The organism is Sporosarcina sp. 179-K 3D1 HS (assembly GCF_047228905.1).
In the GTDB taxonomy this organism is placed as follows: domain Bacteria; phylum Bacillota; class Bacilli; order Bacillales_A; family Planococcaceae; genus Sporosarcina.
Genome location: NZ_JBFEGI010000014.1, coordinates 37694 through 58758 on the forward strand (window position 1 = coordinate 37694; position 21065 = coordinate 58758).

The 21065-nt window shown below is 44.2% G+C and carries 22 protein-coding genes and 1 riboswitch; of the genes, 13 read left to right on the top strand and 9 right to left on the bottom strand.

Going from position 1 to position 21065, the window contains the following annotated elements:
• Nucleotides 1–105 precede the first annotated feature (105 nt).
• Nucleotides 106–1038, bottom strand: coding sequence for a nucleoside hydrolase (locus AB1K83_RS15640; RefSeq protein WP_413059152.1), 933 nt, complete (start codon nt 1036–1038; stop codon nt 106–108).
• 310 nt (nt 1039–1348) lie between these two features.
• A riboswitch (purine riboswitch) is annotated at nt 1349–1450 on the bottom strand.
• Nucleotides 1451–1673: 223 nt separating this feature from the next.
• Between AB1K83_RS15640 and AB1K83_RS15645 the strand changes: the two genes are divergently transcribed.
• The 5 genes from AB1K83_RS15645 to pduL all read left to right on the top strand — a co-directional run bounded on the left by AB1K83_RS15645 (nt 1674) and on the right by pduL (nt 6788).
• A complete protein-coding gene (locus AB1K83_RS15645; RefSeq protein ID WP_413059153.1) occupies nt 1674–2912 on the top strand; it encodes a mechanosensitive ion channel family protein in 1239 nt (412 codons plus the stop codon).
• A 30-nt stretch (nt 2913–2942) separates the two neighbouring features.
• A complete protein-coding gene (locus AB1K83_RS15650) occupies nt 2943–3608 on the top strand; it encodes a ferredoxin reductase (RefSeq protein ID WP_413059154.1) in 666 nt (221 codons plus the stop codon).
• Nucleotides 3609–3808: 200 nt separating this feature from the next.
• The gene (locus tag AB1K83_RS15655) at nt 3809–5170 is read left to right on the top strand and encodes an ethanolamine ammonia-lyase subunit EutB (RefSeq protein ID WP_413059212.1); all 1362 of its coding nucleotides are present in this window, start codon (nt 3809–3811) and stop codon (nt 5168–5170) included.
• Between the two features lie 16 nt (nt 5171–5186).
• Nucleotides 5187–6041 (top strand): ethanolamine ammonia-lyase subunit EutC, encoded by an 855-nt coding sequence (gene eutC / locus AB1K83_RS15660; RefSeq protein WP_413059155.1) that lies wholly within the window; start codon nt 5187–5189, stop codon nt 6039–6041.
• Between the two features lie 39 nt (nt 6042–6080).
• Nucleotides 6081–6788: a phosphate propanoyltransferase gene (gene pduL / locus AB1K83_RS15665; protein WP_413059156.1), complete on the top strand. Its 708-nt coding sequence runs from the start codon at nt 6081–6083 to the stop codon at nt 6786–6788.
• On the opposite strand, the gene AB1K83_RS15670 is transcribed toward pduL, so the two are convergent.
• Entirely contained in the window at nt 6772–7257 is a 486-nt protein-coding gene (locus AB1K83_RS15670; RefSeq protein ID WP_413059157.1) for a GyrI-like domain-containing protein, read from the bottom strand. The genes pduL and AB1K83_RS15670 overlap by 17 nt on opposite strands.
• Before the next feature lie 50 nt (nt 7258–7307).
• Entirely contained in the window at nt 7308–7541 is a 234-nt protein-coding gene (locus AB1K83_RS15675; RefSeq protein ID WP_413059158.1) for an AraC family transcriptional regulator, read from the bottom strand.
• A 427-nt stretch (nt 7542–7968) separates the two neighbouring features.
• Here AB1K83_RS15675 and ahpC point away from each other — a divergent pair, with 427 nt between their 5' ends.
• The 5 genes from ahpC to AB1K83_RS15700 all read left to right on the top strand — a co-directional run bounded on the left by ahpC (nt 7969) and on the right by AB1K83_RS15700 (nt 12038).
• Nucleotides 7969–8538: an alkyl hydroperoxide reductase subunit C gene (ahpC, locus tag AB1K83_RS15680; protein WP_413059159.1), complete on the top strand. Its 570-nt coding sequence runs from the start codon at nt 7969–7971 to the stop codon at nt 8536–8538.
• Nucleotides 8539–8837: 299 nt separating this feature from the next.
• Nucleotides 8838–10367, top strand: a complete 1530-nt coding sequence (ahpF, locus tag AB1K83_RS15685; RefSeq protein ID WP_413059160.1) for an alkyl hydroperoxide reductase subunit F — start codon at nt 8838–8840, stop codon at nt 10365–10367.
• 139 nt (nt 10368–10506) lie between these two features.
• Complete coding sequence (locus tag AB1K83_RS15690) at nt 10507–10953, top strand: SRPBCC family protein (RefSeq protein ID WP_413059161.1); 447 nt, start codon at nt 10507–10509, stop codon at nt 10951–10953.
• 16 nt (nt 10954–10969) lie between these two features.
• A complete protein-coding gene (locus AB1K83_RS15695) occupies nt 10970–11728 on the top strand; it encodes an AAA family ATPase (RefSeq protein ID WP_413059162.1) in 759 nt (252 codons plus the stop codon).
• A 157-nt stretch (nt 11729–11885) separates the two neighbouring features.
• Nucleotides 11886–12038 carry a YjcZ family sporulation protein gene (locus AB1K83_RS15700; RefSeq protein ID WP_413059163.1) on the top strand — a complete coding sequence of 51 codons (153 nt, stop codon included), beginning with the start codon at nt 11886–11888 and terminating at the stop codon, nt 12036–12038.
• A 126-nt stretch (nt 12039–12164) separates the two neighbouring features.
• On the opposite strand, the gene AB1K83_RS15705 is transcribed toward AB1K83_RS15700, so the two are convergent.
• Complete coding sequence (locus AB1K83_RS15705; protein ID WP_413059164.1) at nt 12165–12350, bottom strand: hypothetical protein; 186 nt, start codon at nt 12348–12350, stop codon at nt 12165–12167.
• A gap of 249 nt (nt 12351–12599) precedes the next feature.
• On the opposite strand from AB1K83_RS15705, the gene AB1K83_RS15710 reads away from it, so the two are divergent.
• The gene (locus AB1K83_RS15710; RefSeq protein WP_413059165.1) at nt 12600–12896 is read left to right on the top strand and encodes a YciI family protein; all 297 of its coding nucleotides are present in this window, start codon (nt 12600–12602) and stop codon (nt 12894–12896) included.
• A gap of 50 nt (nt 12897–12946) precedes the next feature.
• Here AB1K83_RS15710 and AB1K83_RS15715 read toward each other — a convergent pair whose 3' ends face one another.
• On the bottom strand, nt 12947–13666 hold the full coding sequence (locus tag AB1K83_RS15715; RefSeq protein ID WP_413059166.1) for a DUF2306 domain-containing protein: 720 nt from the start codon (nt 13664–13666) through the stop codon (nt 12947–12949).
• Nucleotides 13667–13892: 226 nt separating this feature from the next.
• Between AB1K83_RS15715 and AB1K83_RS15720 the strand changes: the two genes are divergently transcribed.
• The gene (locus tag AB1K83_RS15720; RefSeq protein ID WP_413059167.1) at nt 13893–15194 is read left to right on the top strand and encodes a purine/pyrimidine permease; all 1302 of its coding nucleotides are present in this window, start codon (nt 13893–13895) and stop codon (nt 15192–15194) included.
• Between the two features lie 2 nt (nt 15195–15196).
• Here the strand turns inward: AB1K83_RS15720 and AB1K83_RS15725 are convergent, their stop codons facing one another.
• From AB1K83_RS15725 to AB1K83_RS15735, 3 genes are all read right to left on the bottom strand, one after another.
• Nucleotides 15197–16435 carry a dicarboxylate/amino acid:cation symporter gene (locus AB1K83_RS15725; protein WP_413059168.1) on the bottom strand — a complete coding sequence of 413 codons (1239 nt, stop codon included), beginning with the start codon at nt 16433–16435 and terminating at the stop codon, nt 15197–15199.
• 136 nt (nt 16436–16571) lie between these two features.
• Nucleotides 16572–16694 carry a hypothetical protein gene (locus AB1K83_RS15730; RefSeq protein ID WP_413059169.1) on the bottom strand — a complete coding sequence of 41 codons (123 nt, stop codon included), beginning with the start codon at nt 16692–16694 and terminating at the stop codon, nt 16572–16574.
• A 469-nt stretch (nt 16695–17163) separates the two neighbouring features.
• Complete coding sequence (locus tag AB1K83_RS15735; RefSeq protein ID WP_413059170.1) at nt 17164–18006, bottom strand: TrmB family transcriptional regulator; 843 nt, start codon at nt 18004–18006, stop codon at nt 17164–17166.
• A gap of 137 nt (nt 18007–18143) precedes the next feature.
• Between AB1K83_RS15735 and AB1K83_RS15740 the strand changes: the two genes are divergently transcribed.
• Complete coding sequence (locus AB1K83_RS15740) at nt 18144–19133, top strand: DMT family transporter (protein WP_413059171.1); 990 nt, start codon at nt 18144–18146, stop codon at nt 19131–19133.
• A 126-nt stretch (nt 19134–19259) separates the two neighbouring features.
• Here AB1K83_RS15740 and AB1K83_RS15745 read toward each other — a convergent pair whose 3' ends face one another.
• The gene (locus tag AB1K83_RS15745; RefSeq protein ID WP_413059172.1) at nt 19260–21017 is read right to left on the bottom strand and encodes a hypothetical protein; all 1758 of its coding nucleotides are present in this window, start codon (nt 21015–21017) and stop codon (nt 19260–19262) included.
• Nucleotides 21018–21065: the final 48 nt, after the last annotated feature.

Consider the following 21065-nt stretch of genomic DNA (forward strand, 5'->3'; position numbering starts at 1 on the left):
CGGTTTATTGTATTGAACGCTATACGTCGAAAAGCATCACTGTCAATCGCTTCCTGGATGTGTAGCACCAATTGTATGGTACCTCATTGAGAAGGCTATCGGTTCTTACTTGGCTAATTCAGTCATGTAATCGAAGAAAGCATTGCGATCCACGTCATAAACTACATTCACTGGTCTGCCGTCAGGCGTTTTAACGGTACGTCCTTGACTTGGCCCGTCTGTAATGACTTCACTATAGACCGTTTGAACCTTAACCAGATCCTTTTTGCCAATAAACGCAGTCGTTAACACATCCCATAAATAGTAGGTAGAGTTTGTTGAAAAATGAACAAGGGGTGGCACCATAGCATAACATTGGCCGAGGAAATCAACTCCAATATATTTACGCTCTTTTGCCCAGCGTTCACGCACATCCAAAGTTAAAGGTACTTGATTTGTGCTTTCAAGCGCGACTAAATCAATTTCTATGTTAGTTTCCCATACTCGAGCAGCGGCTTCCGGATCCCAAAACACATTCCATTCGGCCGTTCCATCATGTTCAGGTTCGTGAACATTCCCAGCCTCTCGAAAAGTACCGCCCATCCAAACGAGTCTTTCGATTTTCGCTTCAATATCTGGAGCTTCATCCAACGCGCGGGCGAGGTCAGTAAGAGGTCCTGTGAATAATAAAGTTGTTTTTTCAGGGGTATTTCGAATAGCATCGATCATATGAAGATGTGCCGGCTTTTCTGCTACCGGTGTGATTATTTTTCCGGATTCGTTTAAAATGGGTAGTGCATCTACATAAAAAGCGTGCATTCGCCAATCTTTTGGAAAAGGGTTTTTTCCGCGTGAATTTGATTCAGCTACATCGAGATTGCCGTTTCCAAAGCGATCGATAATTTTTCGGCTTGCAAATACCGCTGGTTCTAAATAACAATCAGCTGGAATAACCGATACGCCTGTCAATTCGACATTATCCATTTTAAGTAATAAAAATAATGAAACCAGATCATCGACCCCGCCGTCATGATTAAAATAAATATGTTTATTCGTCATTTCAATTCCCATCCTTATCATTGTTTATTTGAATATAGATTATTAAAGGACTGGTTCACAGCATGTTTTTGATTTTTGAAAGCCAATCAATAATCGTGAAGTGTCCCCTTTCCAAAGGAGCTCTCTAACATCGTCTCCGATTACTTGGATAGATATTCGAATTATCTATCTCTCAAAGGTGATCAACAAAATCCAGGTGTTCGTATAAATGCCAAAAAGTTCGAGTGAAATGAAAAAACCCGGATATATACCTACCCAGGTTCCGGATTTACATTTAGAAATAGTGGAACATATTTAGTGAAAATACGAATTTCCAGTCATTCATTCATGTAGTCCGGTAGTTTACGGTTACCAGGTAGAGACGCTTAAGCCTTATTCCTAAGCATATACATTTAATACGTTTCTATTTGATTTTTTTACTTTAAATTTATAACATGAAAGTTTTAAGGCGGTCAATGGAAATACGAAAGTTTTTATATTATGACAACTGAATGTTCGGATATTTTAGCATTAGTGGAGAGGAGCGCCTAGATAAAAGAGCTGGTTTTTCATTTCTGGTATAATGATGGTAATACATACTCCACAAATGTCTATATGAGTTGCCACGAGACGAAAATCGAACGGAGGGAAAACAAATGGACTTTATTCGTAATCGGCTTTTAGATTACGGTGTGGATACAACTTGGGTTGATTACCTTTCCGTTGCAATTATGATTGCTTTTATTGCGCTCCTTTGTATCATTGCAAATTTCATTACAAAAAAAGTGGTTATCCGATTTATTACACATATCGTGAGCAAGAACAAATTTAAATGGAATGATGTTTTATTGGAACAACAAGTATTCCAAAAATCATCCCATTTTGTGCCGGCTATTATTATTTATAACTTTGCTTCCACCTTTCCGGCCCATCAGAAGCTAATTGAAACGGCAGCGCTTACTTATATTATTTTTGTTGCATTAAGTGTAATCAATAGTGTGTTAAATGTCGTGAATGATATATATCAGACCTATGAAATAGCAAAAACGAAGCCAATCAAAGGATATATACAAGTTTCCAAAATAATTATCATTATCCTCGGCGTCATTTTGGTAATAGCCAATTTGATGGGAGAAAGCCCCCTGATCCTGCTCAGTGGGATAGGTGCGTTATCCGCAGTGTTTATGTTAGTTTTCCGGGATTCCTTATTGGGACTTGTGGCAGGAATTCAGTTATCAGCCAATGAAATGGTCCGGGTGGGTGACTGGATTGAAATGTCGAAATATGGTGCGAATGGGGATATTATTGATATTTCTTTGAACACGGTAATGGTGCGGAACTTCGATAAGACGGTGACGATGATTCCGAGTTATGCGCTCATTTCGGATTCGTTCATCAATTGGCGAGGTATGCAGGAATCTGGCGGTAGACGCATTAAGCGTGCATTGTATATTGATATGTCAAGCATTACATTTTGCACGAATGAAATGATTGAGGACTATAAAAATATCCATTACCTTACGGATTATATTACGGATCGGGAACGTGAAATCGAAGAGTATAATATAAATAATCAGATCAACCGCAATAATGTTGTAAATGGGAGAGCGCTAACGAATATCGGTGTTTTCAGAGCATACATCCTCCAATATTTGCAATCTCATCCACGCATCCATCAAGAAATGACGTTGATGGTTCGGCAGTTGGCGCCGGTTGAGAATGGACTGCCGATCGAAATTTACGCATTTGTAAATGATACGACTTGGACCGTCTATGAAACCGTCCAAGCTGACATTTTTGATCATCTATTTGCCATTGCACCTGAATTCGGACTCCGCGTGTTCCAAAATCCAACGGGAAGTGATTTTCAATCAATCATACGGTTAAACGATTAGGTAATAAAGCTGGTTAAAGGAGGGTTCCTTATGACACAGGGCGAGATCAGCGTTATCGTAAAAGATATTATTGAAGAATCACCTAATGTGAAGTCTTTTAAGTTATTTTCTATAGATGGGTATGAGTTACCCATGTTTAGTGGAGGTTCACACATTACGACATATATGAATCCTCCGAATCAAGAAACTATAGTACGCACTTATTCACTTATCAACAATTCCAACAAGACAGGATACTATCAAATTGCTATTCAGCTACATGATAATTCAAAGGGAGGGGCGTATTACTGGCATAATCATGTGAAGCCGGGAGACTGTTTAAAAATTAGTTATCCAGGTAATTATTTTCTCCTGAGCTTTCAAGCACAGCATCATGTGTTTGTTGCGACAGGTATCGGAATCACCCCTTTTTTATCCATGATAGAGGACATTGATCGCACTAAAGAAACCTTTGAGCTGCACTATGCCGCCAAATCAAAGGAGATGTGTGCCTTTTATCAATTTCTAAAAACAAATTACCCGGAGCATGTGAACTTCTATTTCTCAGAAGCAGGAAATAAAATGACAACAGAACTTCTGAAAAACCAATCAACCGGCACCCATGTTTATCTCTGCGGATCCGATGAAATGATGAATGAATTTTCAAAAGCCGCAACAGCGTTAGGTTATCCTGGAAAAAGTATTCACTTCTCTTGAGTCTCTCCTTGATGTTTTATTTTTTTGAAAAATAAAAACGCTTTTGCAAAACCAACCCTAGTGGTGTAAGATGGATTTACAAAATGATAAGATGAGGCAAAGGCGCCTTTCACACCCTGAAGAAAGTTCTCAGGGCTATGTGAAAGCGCCTTTTTTCAGTTTTTATTGTAAGCGATATCAAATATAAGGGGTGTCGTATGGTGAAATTATCCTGTGTGATAAAAGGGACGAGTTACTCTTTTGCTTCGGTGAAAGACGTACTGGCCAAAGCAAGTGAGGCGAAATCAGGTGATGTAATGGCGGGAGTGGCAGCAGAGTCATCGCTTGAGCGCATGGCAGCAAAAGTTGTGCTCAGCGAGATGCAGCTGAAAGATATTTATGAGAATCCGGTCATCCCGTATGAGAACGATGAAGTGACACGTCTGATTTACGATGATATAAGTGAAACGATTTACAAAGAGATTCAAAGCTGGACAGTGGGAGAACTGAGAAATTATATTCTTTCATTTGAAACAGGTACGGATCAACTCGTAAAGCTTTCAAGAGGATTGACAAGTGAAATGATTGCGGCTGTTGCCAAACTCATGTCGAGTATTGACCTTGTACTGGCTTCGCAGAAAATGAGATATCAAGCTCATTGCAATACGACCATCGGGGAGCCGGGCCGCCTAGCATTCCGCTGCCAGCCAAATCATCCAAACGATGTGCCGGAAGGAATCTTATACTCCATAAAAGAAGGTCTGTCTTACGGAGCGGGTGATGCAGTTCTAGGAATTAATCCGAATGTCGACACGGTCGAGTCAGTCAAAAGACTTTTGACATTGTCACATGAATTTATGGAGAAATGGAACATTCCAACGCAAAACTGTGTACTGGCACATATCACGACACAAATGGAAGCTTTGAGACAGGGCGCACCTATTGCACTCATGTTTCAAAGTTTAGCTGGCACGCAAAAGGGCAATGAAGCATTTGGCATTTCTAAAGAAATGGTTGATGAAGGTTATGAGATGATGGCTCGATATGGCACATCCGCAGGACCGAACTTCATGTATTTTGAAACGGGGCAAGGCTCGGAAGTATCGTTAAATGTAGACCATGGTGTAGATATGCAGACGCTGGAATCAAGAACTTACGGCTTTGCGCGCCACTGGAAGCCTTTCATGGTGAATAATGTTTCCGGTTTTATTGGACCGGAGACACTTTATGACGGGCGCCAGCTAATTAGAGCAGACCTTGAAGATCTATTTATGGGGAAACTGCATGGCTTGCCGATGGGCATTGCACCAACTTATACAAATCATATGGATGCCGATCAAAATGATCAGGAAGTTGCCGGTATGCTAACAGCACTGGCCGGAGCGAATTTTTATATGGGGGTGCCAGGTGGAGATGATGTCATGCTGAACTATCAAGATACAAGCTATCACGACGATGCCAGCTTGCGCGAACTCCTTGGGCTCCGCCCGCTTCGCGAGTTTGAAAAATGGATGGAAAATATGGGTTTGATGGAGAATGGGAAACTGACGAAACGTGCAGGAGATTTATCAATCTTCGACTAAAGGGGGGAGGGGTACAATGGATATTCAAGAAATTGTTCGAAAAGTAGTGGAAGAGCTGTCGAAAGAAAAGGCGTTCCCAATAGGCAACACTGCAAAAGCGACAGAACAAATTATAAACTTTCCAGAGGAACGGATAAATGGGGTGGATGATCCGCATAACGCTTCGGCTATTGAAAGGGCGCAAGGTATTACACCTGCCCGAATTGGAATTGGCCGATCTGGAACCCGTATGAAGACAACCAGCTATTTACAATTCTTAATTGATCATGCAGCTGCAAAGGATGCAGTTTTACGAGATGTAAGTGATGAATTTCTTCGAAAAATGGATTTGAACAAACTGGAAACGAAAGCTAATGATATGAAGTCCTACTTAATGGATTTGGATGCGGGAAGAAAGTTGTCAGATGAATCTGTTGCCTGGTTGAAGGAAAACGGTGACAAAGGTCAAGACGTCCAAATTATTGTCTGTGACGGATTAAGTTCCTCAGCTGTGGAAGCCAATATAGAGGACTTGCTTCCTGCATTAATGCAAGGGTTGCAATTGAAAAATATCAGCGTCGCCAAGCCGTTTTTTATTAAACGGAGCCGTGTCTGGGTGCAGGACGAAGTAGCGTCCATCGTTGATTGTAAACTTGTCATTTCCTTAATTGGTGAACGGCCGGGCTTACATACAGATGAAAGCTTGAGTGCCTACATGATTTACCGGCCGACTGAAACATCGGTTGAAGCCGATCGTACGGTCATTTCTAATATTCATAAAGGCGGGCTTGCTCCGGTCGAAGCCGGTGCTCATTTATCTGAGTTAATTGAGCAAATGCTTTTGGCTGAGTGTACAGGGGTTTCTTTTGCTCGGAAAAGCAGTTTCAAATAATGTAAAACTAAGAGTTTGATCAAGAAAGGTGTGAACGAAATGGATAGGCAGTCGATGGAACAAATCGTCGATGATGTGATAAAGCAACTTAGGCAGACCGATGTCCCTGCGCCACAGATTGGTACGATTCCGGTTGCTGTTTCAGCCCGTCATATCCACCTGTCTTCGGAGCACGTAGAGGAACTTTTCGGAAAGGGATATGAACTGACAAAACGCAGGGATTTATCCCAGCCTGGACAGTTTGCATCAAATGAAACCGTTGTACTTGCCGGGCCGAAAGGGAGTCTGGAGCACGTACGTGTTCTAGGCCCTTCACGAAAGCTGACACAGGCTGAAATCAGCTCGACCGATGCAATGCAAATTGGCCTTCGTCCGCCACTGCGTGAGTCGGGGAATATAAAAGGATCAGCACCACTCACTCTCATTGGACCTAAAGGAAGCCTGTCTCTATCAGAAGGGTTGATCATTGCCCAAGCACATATCCATATGTCACCTAGAGATGCACATAACTTTGGCGTGGCCAATGGAGAATTTGTAACAGTAGAAGTCAGCGGCGAACGGCCGCTGACAATTGACAAAGTTCTTATCCGTGTATCTGATTGTTACCGCCTTGAGATGCACATTGATACGGATGAAGCAAATGCAGGATTTATTAGATCCGGCGCCCCGGGCCGTATTGTAACCGAAAGTAACAAGCTATTGTTGAAAGAGAATTTGTGCAAATTGGAAGTTACCGGACCATCGTAATCGGTATCCAGATCTCACAATAGTAATCCTCTGAAGACGGGTCTCCATCACTTGAATATACTTCCATTTCCGGACCTCCGGCATGCTCGTAGCCTGTTGCTGGAAACCATTCGGAGAAGATTCTCTCCCATACCTTTGGCATTGCATCGGGCATGGCGCCGTGTACCGGAAACGTTGCCCAGGTTGCAGCTTGGATTTGTTTTTCTTCCCAATCGTCCGGGATTTGGTTGCTATTTTTTTCGGCGCCGATCAGGTAGGTTAGATGGTCTTGTTCTTTGTCAAAATCTATACAAATTCCGAGTAATCCAAGGGAACCACAACTTCTTGCAAGTTCTTCTGCAAATCCATTCCGATTCGATTCCACCCAAAAGGCGGCTATCTTCCGGTGGTTCTCCCCGCCGATTGTGGTGGTCCGAATACTTTTCCCTACAACCGTAAACGTGTCTTTTTCAATAATCCTGTAATCCATTTCCACATCACCTTTTACCTGAATTTGAAAAGAGAGCTTTGAATAAGCTTTCAAGGACTGACTATGTTTCTTAGCTTCTGAAGGATTGACCCCATGGATTCTCCGGAATGCTTTTGTAAAAGATAATATTCACTCGCGGTATAGCCAGTGAGCGTATGGAACATCCGTTGAAAATGAAATTTAGACATACAGGCGGTTGCAGCAATGTCTTCCATATAAAGATCATTGGCCAAATTACTTTCTATATATTCGATGCTATCCAGCATTCTTTGAAGCCCCTCCATGTAATCTCTCCTTTCTATAAGTAGTCTACCAACAAAATTTGTGGCATTCCTGCTATTCTTTGCTCTCTTACGGCAGGCTTTTGTACGTGAAATTACTTTTAAGTACACACCCCTGAATTATTATATCTTTCTTAATCGAGAATTTTATATCATAGTTGAGAATGAAAATGTGACAATGAAATTTACTATCATCATGAATAAACTGCGTTCTTTAGTACTTCGTGTCACTATTTATACATAAAGTTAGAATGAACGACAAACATGAGTGTATTTGTTGACAAAAATAAAGATATATACAATAATTAATATGTAATTAGAATTATTATAGTTAAGCAGCGGTGATTAGTTTACAATCATTACTGCGGGTTTAGGTTTAGATGATAAAACCTAAACTAACTATAAATAACACATTAGGAGGAATTTTTTTATGTCTTTAATCGGAAAAGAAATACTACCATTCAAAGCGTCAGCTTACCACGCAGGTACAGGCGAGTTCATCGATGTAACTGATGAGAGCCTAAAAGGGAAATGGAGTGTTGTTTGCTTCTATCCGGCAGATTTCACATTCGTTTGCCCGACTGAACTTGGCGACCTTCAAGATCAATACGCAACACTAAAAGAGCTTGGTGCTGAAGTTTATTCCGTTTCAACGGACACTCATTTTACACATAAAGCTTGGCATGATCACTCTGACACGATCAGCAAGCTTGAATATATTATGATCGGTGACCCATCCCAAACAATTTCACGCAACTTCGATGTACTTGACGAAGAGTCTGGTCTTGCAGACCGTGGTACGTTCATCATCGATCCGGATGGCGTTGTACAAGCAGTTGAAATCAATGCAGGCGGAATCGGTCGTGACGCGAGCATCCTAGTCGACAAAATTAAAGCTGCTCAATATGTACGTAACAACCCAGGTGAAGTTTGCCCGGCGAAATGGAAAGAGGGCGAAGAAACCCTTAAACCGAGCCTTGACCTTGTAGGTAAAATTTAAATTCTGATAGCAGGATAACGGGGACTGCCCCTCCCTCTTGGGATAGGGGCTCCCTTTATTTTTGAAAATTTTCGGCGGTTGTCTTAGATTTTGATTTGAACTTAGGAACGCAATCTAAGTGCGCGATGTCCTGAAAGTGCCTTGATTTCTGCAAAGAACGCAGAAATACGGCAAATCGAAACCATCACTGTTCGATTCGCAACGATTGCATGACCAGTATCGTACAGGCCTCAATTCAAAATCTAAGGCAATTACGCCGAGTCATGTTTAGGTAAAGTACAAATTAAGGAGTAGATTACATGATTTTGGACGCAGATATAAAACAACAATTAGCCCAATATCTTAAAATGATGGAAGGCGATGTGCTACTTAAAGTCAGCGCGGGAGAAGATAAGGTTTCTCGTGATATGCTGTCACTTGTGGATGAACTAGCCACTATGTCATCACGCATTAAAGTGGAGCATGCAGAGTTGGAAAGAACACCTAGCTTTAGTGTCAATCGTATCGGCGAGGATACTGGGGTTGTTTTTGCCGGTATTCCGCTTGGACACGAATTCACTTCGCTTGTCCTTGCTTTATTGCAAGTGAGCGGCAGACCTCCGAAAGTGGATAAAAACGTGATTGAGCAAGTGAAGAAAATCGAGGACGAGCTTCACTTTGAGTCCTATATTAGCTTGAGCTGTCAAAACTGTCCAGAAGTGGTACAGGCACTCAACCTCATGAGTGTATTAAACCCGAACATTACACATACGATGATTGACGGTGCGGCGTTTAAAGAAGAAGTGGAAAGCAAAAACATTCTCGCTGTCCCGACAGTATACTTGAATGGGGAACCGTTCACGAACGGACGTAAGACGATCGAAGAAATCCTTGCTGAACTCGGAAGTGGCCCGGACGCCTCAGAATTTGCGGATAAAGATCCATTTGACGTACTCGTTGTCGGCGGCGGTCCGGCGGGTGCAAGTGCAGCGATTTACGCGGCACGTAAAGGGATCCGCACTGGAATTGTGGCTGAACGCTTCGGTGGTCAAATCTTGGATACGGCTGCAATCGAGAACTTCATTAGTGTGACTCGCACGGAAGGTCCTAAACTAGCTGCTAGCCTTGAAGAGCATGTGAAAGACTATAACATCGATGTTATGAATTTGGTGCGTGCGAAGCGTTTGGAGAAGAAAGACTTGATTGAAATTGAATTGGAAAACGGTGCTGTTCTGAAAAGTAAATCCGTCATCCTTTCAACAGGTGCACGCTGGAGAAATATCGGCGTTCCTGGAGAAGCGGAATTCAGGAATAAAGGCGTTGCGTACTGTCCGCACTGTGACGGACCATTGTTTGAAGGCAAAGACGTTGCGGTCGTTGGCGGTGGGAACTCCGGTATCGAAGCGGCCATTGACCTTGCCGGAATCGTCAACCACGTGACCGTCCTTGAATTTGCACCCGAGCTGAAAGCTGATTCTGTCCTCCAAGATCGTCTTTACAGCTTACCGAATGTTACGGTCGTGACAAATGCTCAAACGAAGGAAATTACCGGTACAGATAGCGTAAACGGGATTACTTATATTGATCGTGACACAGAAGACGAACACCATATCGAGCTAGCCGGCGTATTCGTTCAAATTGGTCTTGTGCCGAACACGGATTGGCTCGGTGACTCCGTAGAACGTAATAAATTTGGCGAAATTGTTGTCGATAAGCGCGGCGCCACGAACGTCCCAGGCGTATTTGCTGCTGGGGACTGTTCGGATAGCCCGTATAAACAGATTATTATTTCAATGGGATCTGGGGCGACAGCTTCACTAAGCGCGTTCGATTATCTCGTTAGAAATTAAATAGTTATATGAAAAGGAATAGGTCGGAAAATAGACCTGTTCCTTTTTTGTGTTTCCTGTAAGAATTTTTTAGGATAAGAGGAAAAATAGGATATGATAGAAGTAAGTCAGACTGGAAAAAGTAGGGGAGTGATAATTTATGAAAACATGGACCAAGAATATTGAAATACAGGCACCGATTGAACACGTGTGGAGTTTTTTTGATGGTTCGCTAGACAAGATGCAGCAAATTATGCCGCAAGTCGTGGAACAAAAGCCGATTCACATCACGGAGAATAAGGTGGGAAGCGTCTATCGTCAGACATATAAGGAAGGGAAACGCATCGAAGAGTACAACGTGGAAACATTGGAATATGTGGATGAACCCACTTATAAAAAGCTGAAAGTCGGTTTTACACTGGCAAACCTATTTGAAATTAAAGCCCTTTATGAAATGACTAAAATACACGATCATCAGACCTCTTTTACTTACACCGTAACGAATCGCCCGTTAAAATGGTTCGTCAAAATATTTTTATGGTTTGCCACGGATAAGGTGGTCGTTGAATTTTTAGAACGTGTGAAAAAGGAAGCTGAGAAACAGTGATTTCGGAGGGATTTTAGTGGATTTTCCAATAAATAACCAATATGTAAGAAGTGTGAAACTCCAAAGAGATCGAATTCCTTCTTTTCATACGTATCCTTTTCATTTACCGAGCATCACCACGCTGGAGGAACTTTCACTTCATCCAAACGTGACGTTTTTTGTTGGGGAAAACGGAATGGGGAAGTCCACCTTATTGGAAGGGATAGCGGTGGCGGCTGGCTTTAATCCGGAAGGCGGCTCTTTTCATTTTAATTTCTCAACGTATGATTCCCATTCCAAATTAAATGACTATATTACATTAGTTAAAGGGATCAACCGACCAAAAGACGGGTATTTCCTTCGTGCTGAAACGTTTTATAATGTAGCTTCCAACATTGAAGAGTTGGATAATGAACCAGCGTTTGGTCCACGTATTATTGATTCTTACGGAGGGGTCTCCCTTCATGAGCAGTCGCATGGCGAATCCTTTTGGGCAACGTTTATGAATCGTTTTCAAGGTAATGGAATCTACTTGATGGATGAACCCGAGGCTGCGTTATCCCCGCTACGACAATTGTCAATGTTGTCTCGCATCCATGAACTGGTTCAACGGAATTCCCAGTTTATCATTGCCACGCATTCACCGATAATTATGGCTTATCCAGACGCCAAAATTATTGAGTTTACAGAGGACGGAGCAAGAGAAACATCACTGGAAGAAACAGGTCATTACCGAATGATGAAGCAGTTTTTCGAAGATAAGGACCGGTTGCTGCATCACTTGTTTAATGGGTAATTGGTTTCTTTCTTACTCCACCTCCTCCTCGACAGATAAGAGTCCGACTTGTTTTTTTACATAATGATTCTTCCCATACTCATGCTGATAGGAAATAGTCGGTCAAAAAAATATATGTATACCTAAGCCGATTGCAAGGTGTGTCATATACTGTACTATGCTCAATTGGATGGAGGTGTGGACTATGGGGGCAGGCTTAGGTGCAGGGGGCCGTGGATATGGTCAAGGTGCAGATTTCTATTTAATTGTTGTTCTATTCATCCTGCTAATCATTGTCGGAGCTTGTTGGGTAGATGGTGGTGGATATTAATAGGTAATTCATTAGCAAACAGCGAGGGCAGGCTCAAGTGATTTTGACCTGCTCTTTTTTCTTTCCAATGACTCAACCATAAAACAAACAAAACACCAACTACGGCACTCGTAGTTGGTGTTTCCATTATGTTTCCTCTACGCCTCTGACATTCCTCTCCATCTTTCCAATTGTGTTCTCATGTTGTTCCATTTGCTTTTCAGCACTTTGCATCGGCTCCAAATCCGGAAACTCCTTTGCTCCCGGCATGCCCGTAAACCGATCTTCCCGTTTTTCGGAGTCGTTCGGTTCCGTTTGAAATTTTCCAGTCATTCCATAGTACTCCTTCCATTCTGCTTCTAAGCTATACGATACCCCAATAACCCGCGAATAATCCGAATGGAATTTCAGGGTGTACATCATCCTTCTATACAAGCGCTGTATGGTGGGTTTCAACACAGGATGCAACAAGAAAATATTCGTCTGCTGACGGAATGGTTACCTCGCTGGATACAAGAAATAGAAACTATCTTTCAAATATGATATAACACTACTAACTCACTCAAAAGGAGATAGGATTTTATGCAATTCATCGTAATGGGATATGACGGAACAGATGAGGAAGCGATCGATCGCAGATTACGAGCGCGGGAAGAGCATTTGCAAGTGGTCGAAAAAAGGGTGGCAGCCGGCGAGCATTTGTATGGAGCCGCCATACTTAATGATCAAGGAAAGATGATCGGCTCCATAATGGTAGTTGATTATCCATCGAGAGAAGAGTTGGACAACTGGCTGAAAGTGGAGCCGTATGTCGTGGGAGAGGTGTGGCAGAAGATTGAAATCAAACCTTGTCAAGTGCCCCCTATCTTTATGAAATAAAGTCGATGGGGAGATTTCTTATGTAAGAAATCTCCCCATCGACTTTTGCATTACGCCATTTTCCTCTGCCCATCCATCAGCCTCTTATACTTATTGGAAAAGCCGATGATGAGCGGGACGAGGACGAGGGTCGGGAGAAACCAGACGATCAAGCTGACGGCCTCGACCTGCAATAAACGTGGCGCTCCAAAGACGGTGAACGCCGTCACGGTGGCGATGCAGCAAGACAACATGCCGACGATATGCTCCACCATCCAATGAGATTTCGTTTTAGGAGCTTTTAGCCAGTAGATCAACTGGGAGCCGCCCAAAAAGATACCGAGAAGTGGAAAGTATTGCAGCAATGGGAAACCGATGACCCAGCCGTATATGGATATCCCCACGCCAGACCCTAATAATAGCGAAGGGAATAACAGATCAATGAAATCCCGGTGGATTTCCTGTCGCCGCTTATGCCGGAGGACGCGCACACCATACCAAGCGGTCGCGGAACTCAGGATGGCAATGAAAATCAGGAACCACGAAAACGGAATCGCATCCGCATCCGGTCCGGCATCCCAAGTCAGGCGATAGATGCCCATACCTAAGGCGGTCACCGATACACTCGCCATCGCCCACACATAGACCCAACCAATGCGAGTGTGCAGTTTCCCACCTTTTTTTGTAATGATCGGTAGCCAAAAAACACAGAGGGCTAAAAATCCGCTTATAATATGCGTCCAACGCATTCCGTTAAAAAGCCACTCCAATTGAATCACAACCTCTTCCAATTATGTTACCTAACCCCTGTCGAGCGTATTAGTTGGTAAGTACAAGGATATAATTCGTCATAAATTATCCTTCTTCCTCCCTAAAGATAATTCAACCAATTTCATGCAATAGTTGGTAGCCATTCCTCCAATCGGGGTTAAGCCCTGCTGCCATCTGGAAGCCGGTACGCGTGGTATACTGGAAGTCAACAAAAATTTGAAAGTGGTCTCTCGGAGGATTGAATCCATGAAACAATTAGCTGGCGGTCTACAATGGGCCATCTTCCTGATTGCATCGTCCATTGCAGCCCCGATTGCCATTGCTCATATTTTCGGCATGGATCCGAATGATACTTCGCTCTTTCTGCAAAGAACCATCTTGATCCTTGGAATTGCGGGTCTCCTTCAGGTGTTGGTCGGACATCGCTTACCGATCAATGAAGGGCCCGCGGGATTATGGTGGGGCATCTTTGTAGTCTATGCGGGAATGGTCGGTGTCTTCTATCCTACATCTGTGGAAGCACTGCAAGCTTTGCAAAGTGGGATGCTATATAGCGGTGTCCTGTTCATCCTATGCGCAGCGACGGGGCTCGTTGAAAAAATGAAGCAGCTTTTCACGCCTGCCATCACCTTTACCTATCTGATGCTGCTAATTTTGCAATTAAGCGGGACCTTTCTGAAAGGGATGCTTGGGATTGAAACCGGGCAGGACCGCTTCGATTTGGTGACTGTAGCAGGAAGCTTAGCCGTTCTGCTCATCACGTTCCTGACGATGGGGAATCAACGGCGTTGGGTTTCCAAATACGCGGTCCTATTATCCATCTTGATCGGATGGGGGATTTTTCTTCTGATTGGCAAGGCTCCTTCCCTTGTCCAGGAATCGAAGCCGTTCATGCAACTTCCTGGCCTGTTTGTTTTCGGCCCGCCTGTTTGGGATGGCGGCGTGTTCGTCACCGCCGTTTTCATTACGCTCCTGTTGATTGCCAATTTACTGGCTTCGGTGCGTGTGATGGAACAACTGTTAAAGCATTCATTTTCCCTGCACCCGCCTGATCGGGTACGGCAAGGTTCCTTTATTTCGGGAATCAACCATCTCCTCGCCGGTTTATTTTCGGCAATCGGTCCGGTTCCCATTTCGGGGGCGGCGGGCTTTGTCGGCACGACACGGATGGTATCCCGGCTCCCGTTTATGATCGGGAGTGCACTCGTTATTCTGATCACATTTTTTCCGCATATCATGTCAGGTTTTGCTGCATTACCAGCACCAGTGGCATACGCGGTGACATTTGCGATTTTCACGAAAATGGTGTCCATGGCATTTGAAGAACTGGACGCCGAGCCGGAAAAAGAAAGAGCGCGGAAAGCTGTTGCATTTGGACTGATGGTCGGTGTCGGCATCATGTTTGTCCCGCCGGAAAGCTTCTCCGATCTTCCGGTAGTCCTTGCCGCAACCCTTGCGAACGGATTAGTCATCGGGACGGTTGTTGCCATTCTTATTGAGCAAGTAATGATTCGAAGAGCAAGTGGAAAAAACGCAAGTACACCTTGAGGTCAAAGTGTGCTTGCGTTTTTTAAGTTCCGTCTCTTTTCCTGTTGGTCGATCAAGCTTGTTCCTACTAGGTCACCTGTTACATTCAATGCGGTGGCGCCCATGCCGATCAGAGCGTCAATCGCGGTCAGCAAGGCAACGGCTTCCATTGGTAGGCCGAGTTGCGCAAACACCGTAGCAATCATGACAATACCAGCGCCGGGAACTCCGGCCGTTCCAATAGAAGCAAGTGTCCCGACGAGGACCACCATGATCATATCCGTCAAGCTGAGTGGGTTGCCCGCAATATTGGCGGCAAACACCGCGGAAACGGCAATTCGGATTGCAGCTCCGTCCATATTGACGGTTGCGCCGAGCGGTATGCTAAAGCTATACAAACTTCTGGATAGCCCCATGTTTTTGGCAGCTGTTAAAGTCAGCGGCAAAGTCCCCGCACTGCTTTGTGTCACAAACGCAGTGATGATCGGAGTGCGCGCATGTTTGATAAATCGCCCCGGCTTGACGCCAAAAAGGAGCAAGAGCAGGAGGTACAACATGATATGGGCGAGCAGGGCAAGATAAAATACACCAATCATGCTGCCCAGGGATGCCAATGTATCCAGCCCTTGGCTTCCGACCGTTTTCGCCATGATGGCAAAGATTCCAATTGGAACGTATTGAAGAGCCGCCCGTAAAATGAGAAGCGATGCTTCATTTAATGCGGTGACTGTCTGAAAAAGACTTTCCCCCAGCTCGCCATATTGCGTGGAAGATCGCATAGCCGAAATGGCAATTCCAAAAGCCAAAGCAGTGAAAATGATGCCGAGTAGATTGAGTTCCGTAAAAGCGGTGACAATATTAGGAGGAACGATATTCAGCAACACGCTGACCACGCCCGGATTGTCCGGCACGTTCATCGTTTCATTCCCTTCCAGCTGCATCCCGGTGCCTGGATGAAATAGGCTTGCGATCAAAAGGCCAACGACAATGGCAAGCGCCGAACTCAACGTGTAATAAATGAACACCTTGCCGCCCATCCGTCCCAAGTTTCCGATATTCGTTTGGTTAACCCCGACAATCAAGGTGAACAAGATGAGAGGAATTATCAGGAACGTCAACAAGCGGATCAGTAAATCGCCAAACGGTGCCAGCACCGCAGCCTGTTCTCCCAAAGCGAACCCCGCCAAGACCCCGAGAATCAGGGCTATGGTGATTTTGACAATCAAGGAAGTGTGAAGGTAGGAACTCCAGATTTTTTTCATTGTAACGCCTCCTTTACCGACGAGCCGTCCTGATACTATCTTTACCCTATTGCGAGAATGATACACGGAAGTGTTGTCAAAATATGCGCTAAAGAAAAACACCCCATGGCCACTTCGGGCATGGGGTGAGAATGAGTTAGTTAGTATACGATAACACAGCGTTTTTATGGAAACGTTGCAAAGCTTGTTTCGCTTCATCTCTGTTCGTGTATTCAAAAATCCGGACATCTTTTTGTTCAAATACGGTGATTACCCACATTGTAATTTCCCCTATCCAATAGTTTTTTGCCTTACAATAAATCTTGAAACTGAGATGCGGACGGATGAAAATGCCTTATCTGATTCTTATCATACCGCATTGTATCCAAAAGGAAACTGTTTTGTGAATCAATTCACAAGATATACATATTCGAAACGCTTTCATTGAACGAATTGTGAAAAGCAATCATATTCGGGGAGGGATCGCCCTCCGGGACGGCCGTTTGCTCATATTTCCAGACAAGCGCTTATAACTTCGTTTCCACGCTCATAAGTCTGGAGACCCGCTTATAATTCTCGCTTCACGCCCATAACTCGGTTTCCGCGCCCATAACTCCGGAGAACCGCTCATAAGACTCCCGTCGCGCTCATAACTTCGTTTCCGCGCTAATAAGTCCGGAGAATTGCTCATATTACCTTCCCCCAAAAGACAAAAAAGCGTCCACCCTAATAAAGGGTAGACGTTGACATCATGTAGTAAGACCTAATTTGGCTGCGATGCTGTAGCCGGAGGGGCCGACATTGAACCGCTTACGAAGGTCGATCAGGTGTGGGCCGAAGCTTTGTTCCAAAATTTCCCGGTGCTCTTTCAACATTTCATGGATATATAAATCATGGATGATCACCTCGGTAATAGGCATGACCAAACTTGGATGCGTCGTCCAAGCAGCGCGGCTGTTTTCGCCAAGGGAGACGATGCCTGCCAACACTTCCCGATCATCGGCGCTTAAAATAATCCAGCGGCCGCCATATTCCTTCGTGATCTCTTCGCTCGCATCATGCGGATACATCTGTCCGAAATCAAAATCAATTTCCCCGTACGAGACAATCAATATTTCAACTCCCCGATCATGAGCTTCGCGCAATTCTTCTTTGATTTCTTCGGCATCCTCTTTCCATATTTCTAACAAAATTCGTTCTTTTGCATGTTTGATCACTTCTTTTGCGCGGCTGACAACGGCTTCATTTCCTGAAATGTTCCAAATGTTACCGCGGTTCAAAGATACAAAAGAGTAATGCTCCAGTGCTTTTTCGGCCACGTCAAACGAGACTTCCGCTTTCCGTTTCCGTAATGCAATCAATTCATTTGGCGGAAGCGGGGAATAGAGGACAGGATTTTCATGGCTCATCATCACTTCGCCCCGATCGACCAAGCCGGCCAGCACCTCGTAAATTTTGGAACGCGGCACACCGGAGCTTAACGAAATCGCATATCCCGATAGTGGGGATTTTTCCAGTAAGGCCAAATAGGCTTTTGCCTCATACTCCGTAAAATTCAAATCCTTCAACACATGTATCGTTTCCGTACTCATTAATGGATCCTCCTCATTGCGACCTAACGATTGAATTCAGTATAACATCTCCTTGACAGAAAGTTTCGAACCCGATAACTTTATAGTAGTGACTACCTGAGTAGCACCTTATGAAGTAGGGAAGGGGAGGGGCTCAATTGAATGTAAATCAAGGAACAGGTCGAAAACCATTTGGTGGCATCAATATTTTTGTTTGTGGAGCAATCATCGCGGTTTTATTATGGAGCACCTCTTTTGTCGCGACGAAGGTCGCCTATGCTTCCTTTGCACCCCTGACACTCGGAGCGGTACGATTCTGCATTGCGGCAATCGTATTGGGGCTCATTAAGATGATGATGAAAAAAGATAAAGTCAAACCGACGAAAAAAGATTTAGGATTAATCGGAGTAAGCGGGTTATTAGGGACGACCATCTACTTCGCCTTGGAAAACGTTGGACTGGAAATGACCACCGCTTCGAATGCAGCGCTGATTATCGCTTCCTATCCTGCAATCACGGCTCTCTTGGAGTTATTCATTTTTCGGATACGGATTGCCGGTCTCAAGGGAATTGGCATTGTGCTTGCTATTGCCGGCGTCTATCATTTGCTTTCTTACAGCGGGGGACAGAGCCCCGTGGGAGAACACCAATTGCTAGGGGACCTCATTTTAGTATCGGCAGGAGTCGTGTTTGCCTTTTACACGTTCACCACACGGAAAGTGGTCGCTACCTATTCCATGATTACCGTATTGTATTATCAAACCTTGGTTGGAGCGGTTGCTTTCATTCCCTTGGCATTCACTGAAGCATCAAGATGGCGGATGCCGACCACAGAATCGTTTTTGATCGTCGTCTATTTGGGGATTTTCTGCTCGGTCGTCGCTTTTTTCCTTTATAATTACGCGTTGCGGGAACTGTCATCCAGCACGGCTGTGGCATTGATGAATCTCGTACCGGTATTTGGGGTGCTATTTTCCGTCCTGTTCCTTGGAGAGGTCATCCGTAGTGGTCAACTCATAGGCGGGGCGCTAGTTATTTTGGGCGTCGTGTTAAGCGTGAAAGAGACGAAGAAAGGATTGGCATGGAGCCGGAGTAGAGCGCGTACCCGTGCCCAGAGGGAAAGTTTGAGGGAAACAGGAGCTTCGTAAATGGAAGGAATGCAAAAAATGAACCGTTCTCTTTAACCTCATTAAACAACAGGAACCGAAAGGCTTGAACAGCCAATCGGTTCCCGGTATTTCTAGCTCCAACGATCTGGTTGAAGTAGAGCTATTTTATTTTTTTAAGAAGCTGAATAGGGAACTATAAGCAGACACTACTTGTTGGTAATAGCCAACGACTTTATCCCATGCTGTGACTTGAACAGTCTCTTGTGCTGTATCATCAGCAACTTCTTCGTCAGCTGGTTCTTCAGTAGCCTCTTCTTCATCAGAATTATCGACTGGAACGTCACCATCTACCGGTTCTTCAGCCGCGACATCTTGTGCAGGTTCTTCGGCATTTTCATCATCAGTAGCCGGTTCTTCTGCATTTTCATCTTGTGCAGGCTCTTCAGCGTTTTCATCATCAGTAGCCGCTTCTTCAGCCGCGTCATCTTGTGCAGATTCTTCGGCATTTTCATCAAGTGCAGGCTCTTCAGTTGTCTCATCATCAGTAGCTGGTTCTTCTGCATTTTCATCAGATGCAGGCTCTTCAGCTGTCTCATCATCAGTAGCTGGTTCTTCTGCATTTTCATCAAGTGCAGGCTCTTCAGCTGTCTCATCATCAGTAGCTGGTTCTTCTGCATTTTCATCAGATGCAGGCTCTTCAGCTGCCTCATCATCAGTAGCTGGTTCTTCTGCATCTTCATCAAGTGCAGGCTCTTCGGTAGTCTCATCGTCACCTGGTAAAACCAGTCCTAGCTGATCCTCTAAAAGAACTTTATAGTATTCAATTAAGCTGCTATAGCTTTGTAAAATAAATCTGTATTCATTCTCAAACGTTTCTGTTATGATATTGTTATCGGTATTTGGGTCAGTTGACTCAGTATCTTCGTTGATACTTTCGTCAGCTGGCTCTTCTTCTTCTACTGCAGCATCATCAGTTTGTTCTTCATCTGCTGCTGGTTCTTCAGCTGCTTCATCTTCAGTAGTCGTTTCATCCGCAGTCTCATCTTCTGCTACAGGTTCTTCAGTTACTTCATCTTCAGTAGTTGTTTCATCCGCAGTCTCATCTTCCGCTGCAGGTTCTTCAGTTACTTCATCTTCAGTAGTTGTTTCATCCGCAGTCTCATCTTCTGCTGCAGGTTCTTCAGTTACTTCATCTTCAGTAGTTGTTTCATCCGCAGTCTCATCTTCCGCTGCTGGCTCTTCAGTTACGTCATCATCAGCAGGTGTTTCATCAGCAGGGTCTTCTTCTGCTGCAGGTTCTTCAGTCTCTTCACCATCAGCAGGTGTTTCATCAGCAGGGTCTTCTTCCGCTGCTGGCTCTTCAGTTACTTCATCATCTACAGGTGTTTCGTCAGCAGGATCTTCTTCCGCTGCAGGTTCTTCAGTCTCTTCACCATCAGCAGGTGTTTCATCCGCAGTCTCGTCTTCCACTACATCTGTAGCGTCGTCCTCATCAGACTCATCCGCAGGTTCTCTATCCACGTCCGTATCATCTTCATCTGCATCATCGTCTCCCGTAGCAGTTTCATCTGCTGGATCCTCACCAACTACAGGCTCGTCCACAACTTCATCTTCGTTAACCGGAGTATCGGAAGGCTCTTCCGTATCATCTACATCGTCTTCATCCGGAGTCACTTCTTGCAAGTTTTTATTAGCAATCGTGCGCATAAATTGTCCTTTTTCAGGGGAACCTGGGATGCTTGTTGCATAATATGAAACTTTTTCACCGTGATTTTTAAATGATGTCTCATCTATATTTTCATCCGCAAAAGCTGCACCACTTGCTCCGAATATAGCAGCTGTAAGCATTGAGGTCGACATGACAAACGGTAAAAGCTTTTTGTTTTTGTTATTGTTATTGTTTTGATTTGTGTTATTAACCAAGAATCATCCTACTCCCTTCATTTTTAAAGAACTTTTTCATCCGATAGA

What these genes read in the sequence shown, in the direction of transcription:
- AB1K83_RS15640 (WP_413059152.1), bottom strand. Translation starts at nt 1,038, where the DNA reads ATGACGAATAAACATATTTATTTTAATCATGACGGCGGGGTCGATGAT.
- AB1K83_RS15645 (WP_413059153.1), top strand. Translation starts at nt 1,674, where the DNA reads ATGGACTTTATTCGTAATCGGCTTTTAGATTACGGTGTGGATACAACT.
- AB1K83_RS15650 (WP_413059154.1), top strand. Translation starts at nt 2,943, where the DNA reads ATGACACAGGGCGAGATCAGCGTTATCGTAAAAGATATTATTGAAGAA.
- eutC (WP_413059155.1), top strand. Translation starts at nt 5,187, where the DNA reads ATGGATATTCAAGAAATTGTTCGAAAAGTAGTGGAAGAGCTGTCGAAA.
- pduL (WP_413059156.1), top strand. Translation starts at nt 6,081, where the DNA reads ATGGATAGGCAGTCGATGGAACAAATCGTCGATGATGTGATAAAGCAA.
- AB1K83_RS15670 (WP_413059157.1), bottom strand. Translation starts at nt 7,257, where the DNA reads ATGGATTACAGGATTATTGAAAAAGACACGTTTACGGTTGTAGGGAAA.
- AB1K83_RS15675 (WP_413059158.1), bottom strand. Translation starts at nt 7,541, where the DNA reads ATGGAGGGGCTTCAAAGAATGCTGGATAGCATCGAATATATAGAAAGT.
- ahpC (WP_413059159.1), top strand. Translation starts at nt 7,969, where the DNA reads ATGTCTTTAATCGGAAAAGAAATACTACCATTCAAAGCGTCAGCTTAC.
- ahpF (WP_413059160.1), top strand. Translation starts at nt 8,838, where the DNA reads ATGATTTTGGACGCAGATATAAAACAACAATTAGCCCAATATCTTAAA.
- AB1K83_RS15690 (WP_413059161.1), top strand. Translation starts at nt 10,507, where the DNA reads ATGAAAACATGGACCAAGAATATTGAAATACAGGCACCGATTGAACAC.
- AB1K83_RS15700 (WP_413059163.1), top strand. Translation starts at nt 11,886, where the DNA reads ATGCTCAATTGGATGGAGGTGTGGACTATGGGGGCAGGCTTAGGTGCA.
- AB1K83_RS15705 (WP_413059164.1), bottom strand. Translation starts at nt 12,350, where the DNA reads ATGACTGGAAAATTTCAAACGGAACCGAACGACTCCGAAAAACGGGAA.
- AB1K83_RS15710 (WP_413059165.1), top strand. Translation starts at nt 12,600, where the DNA reads ATGCAATTCATCGTAATGGGATATGACGGAACAGATGAGGAAGCGATC.
- AB1K83_RS15720 (WP_413059167.1), top strand. Translation starts at nt 13,893, where the DNA reads ATGAAACAATTAGCTGGCGGTCTACAATGGGCCATCTTCCTGATTGCA.
- AB1K83_RS15725 (WP_413059168.1), bottom strand. Translation starts at nt 16,435, where the DNA reads ATGAAAAAAATCTGGAGTTCCTACCTTCACACTTCCTTGATTGTCAAA.
- AB1K83_RS15730 (WP_413059169.1), bottom strand. Translation starts at nt 16,694, where the DNA reads ATGTGGGTAATCACCGTATTTGAACAAAAAGATGTCCGGATTTTTGAA.
- AB1K83_RS15735 (WP_413059170.1), bottom strand. Translation starts at nt 18,006, where the DNA reads ATGAGTACGGAAACGATACATGTGTTGAAGGATTTGAATTTTACGGAG.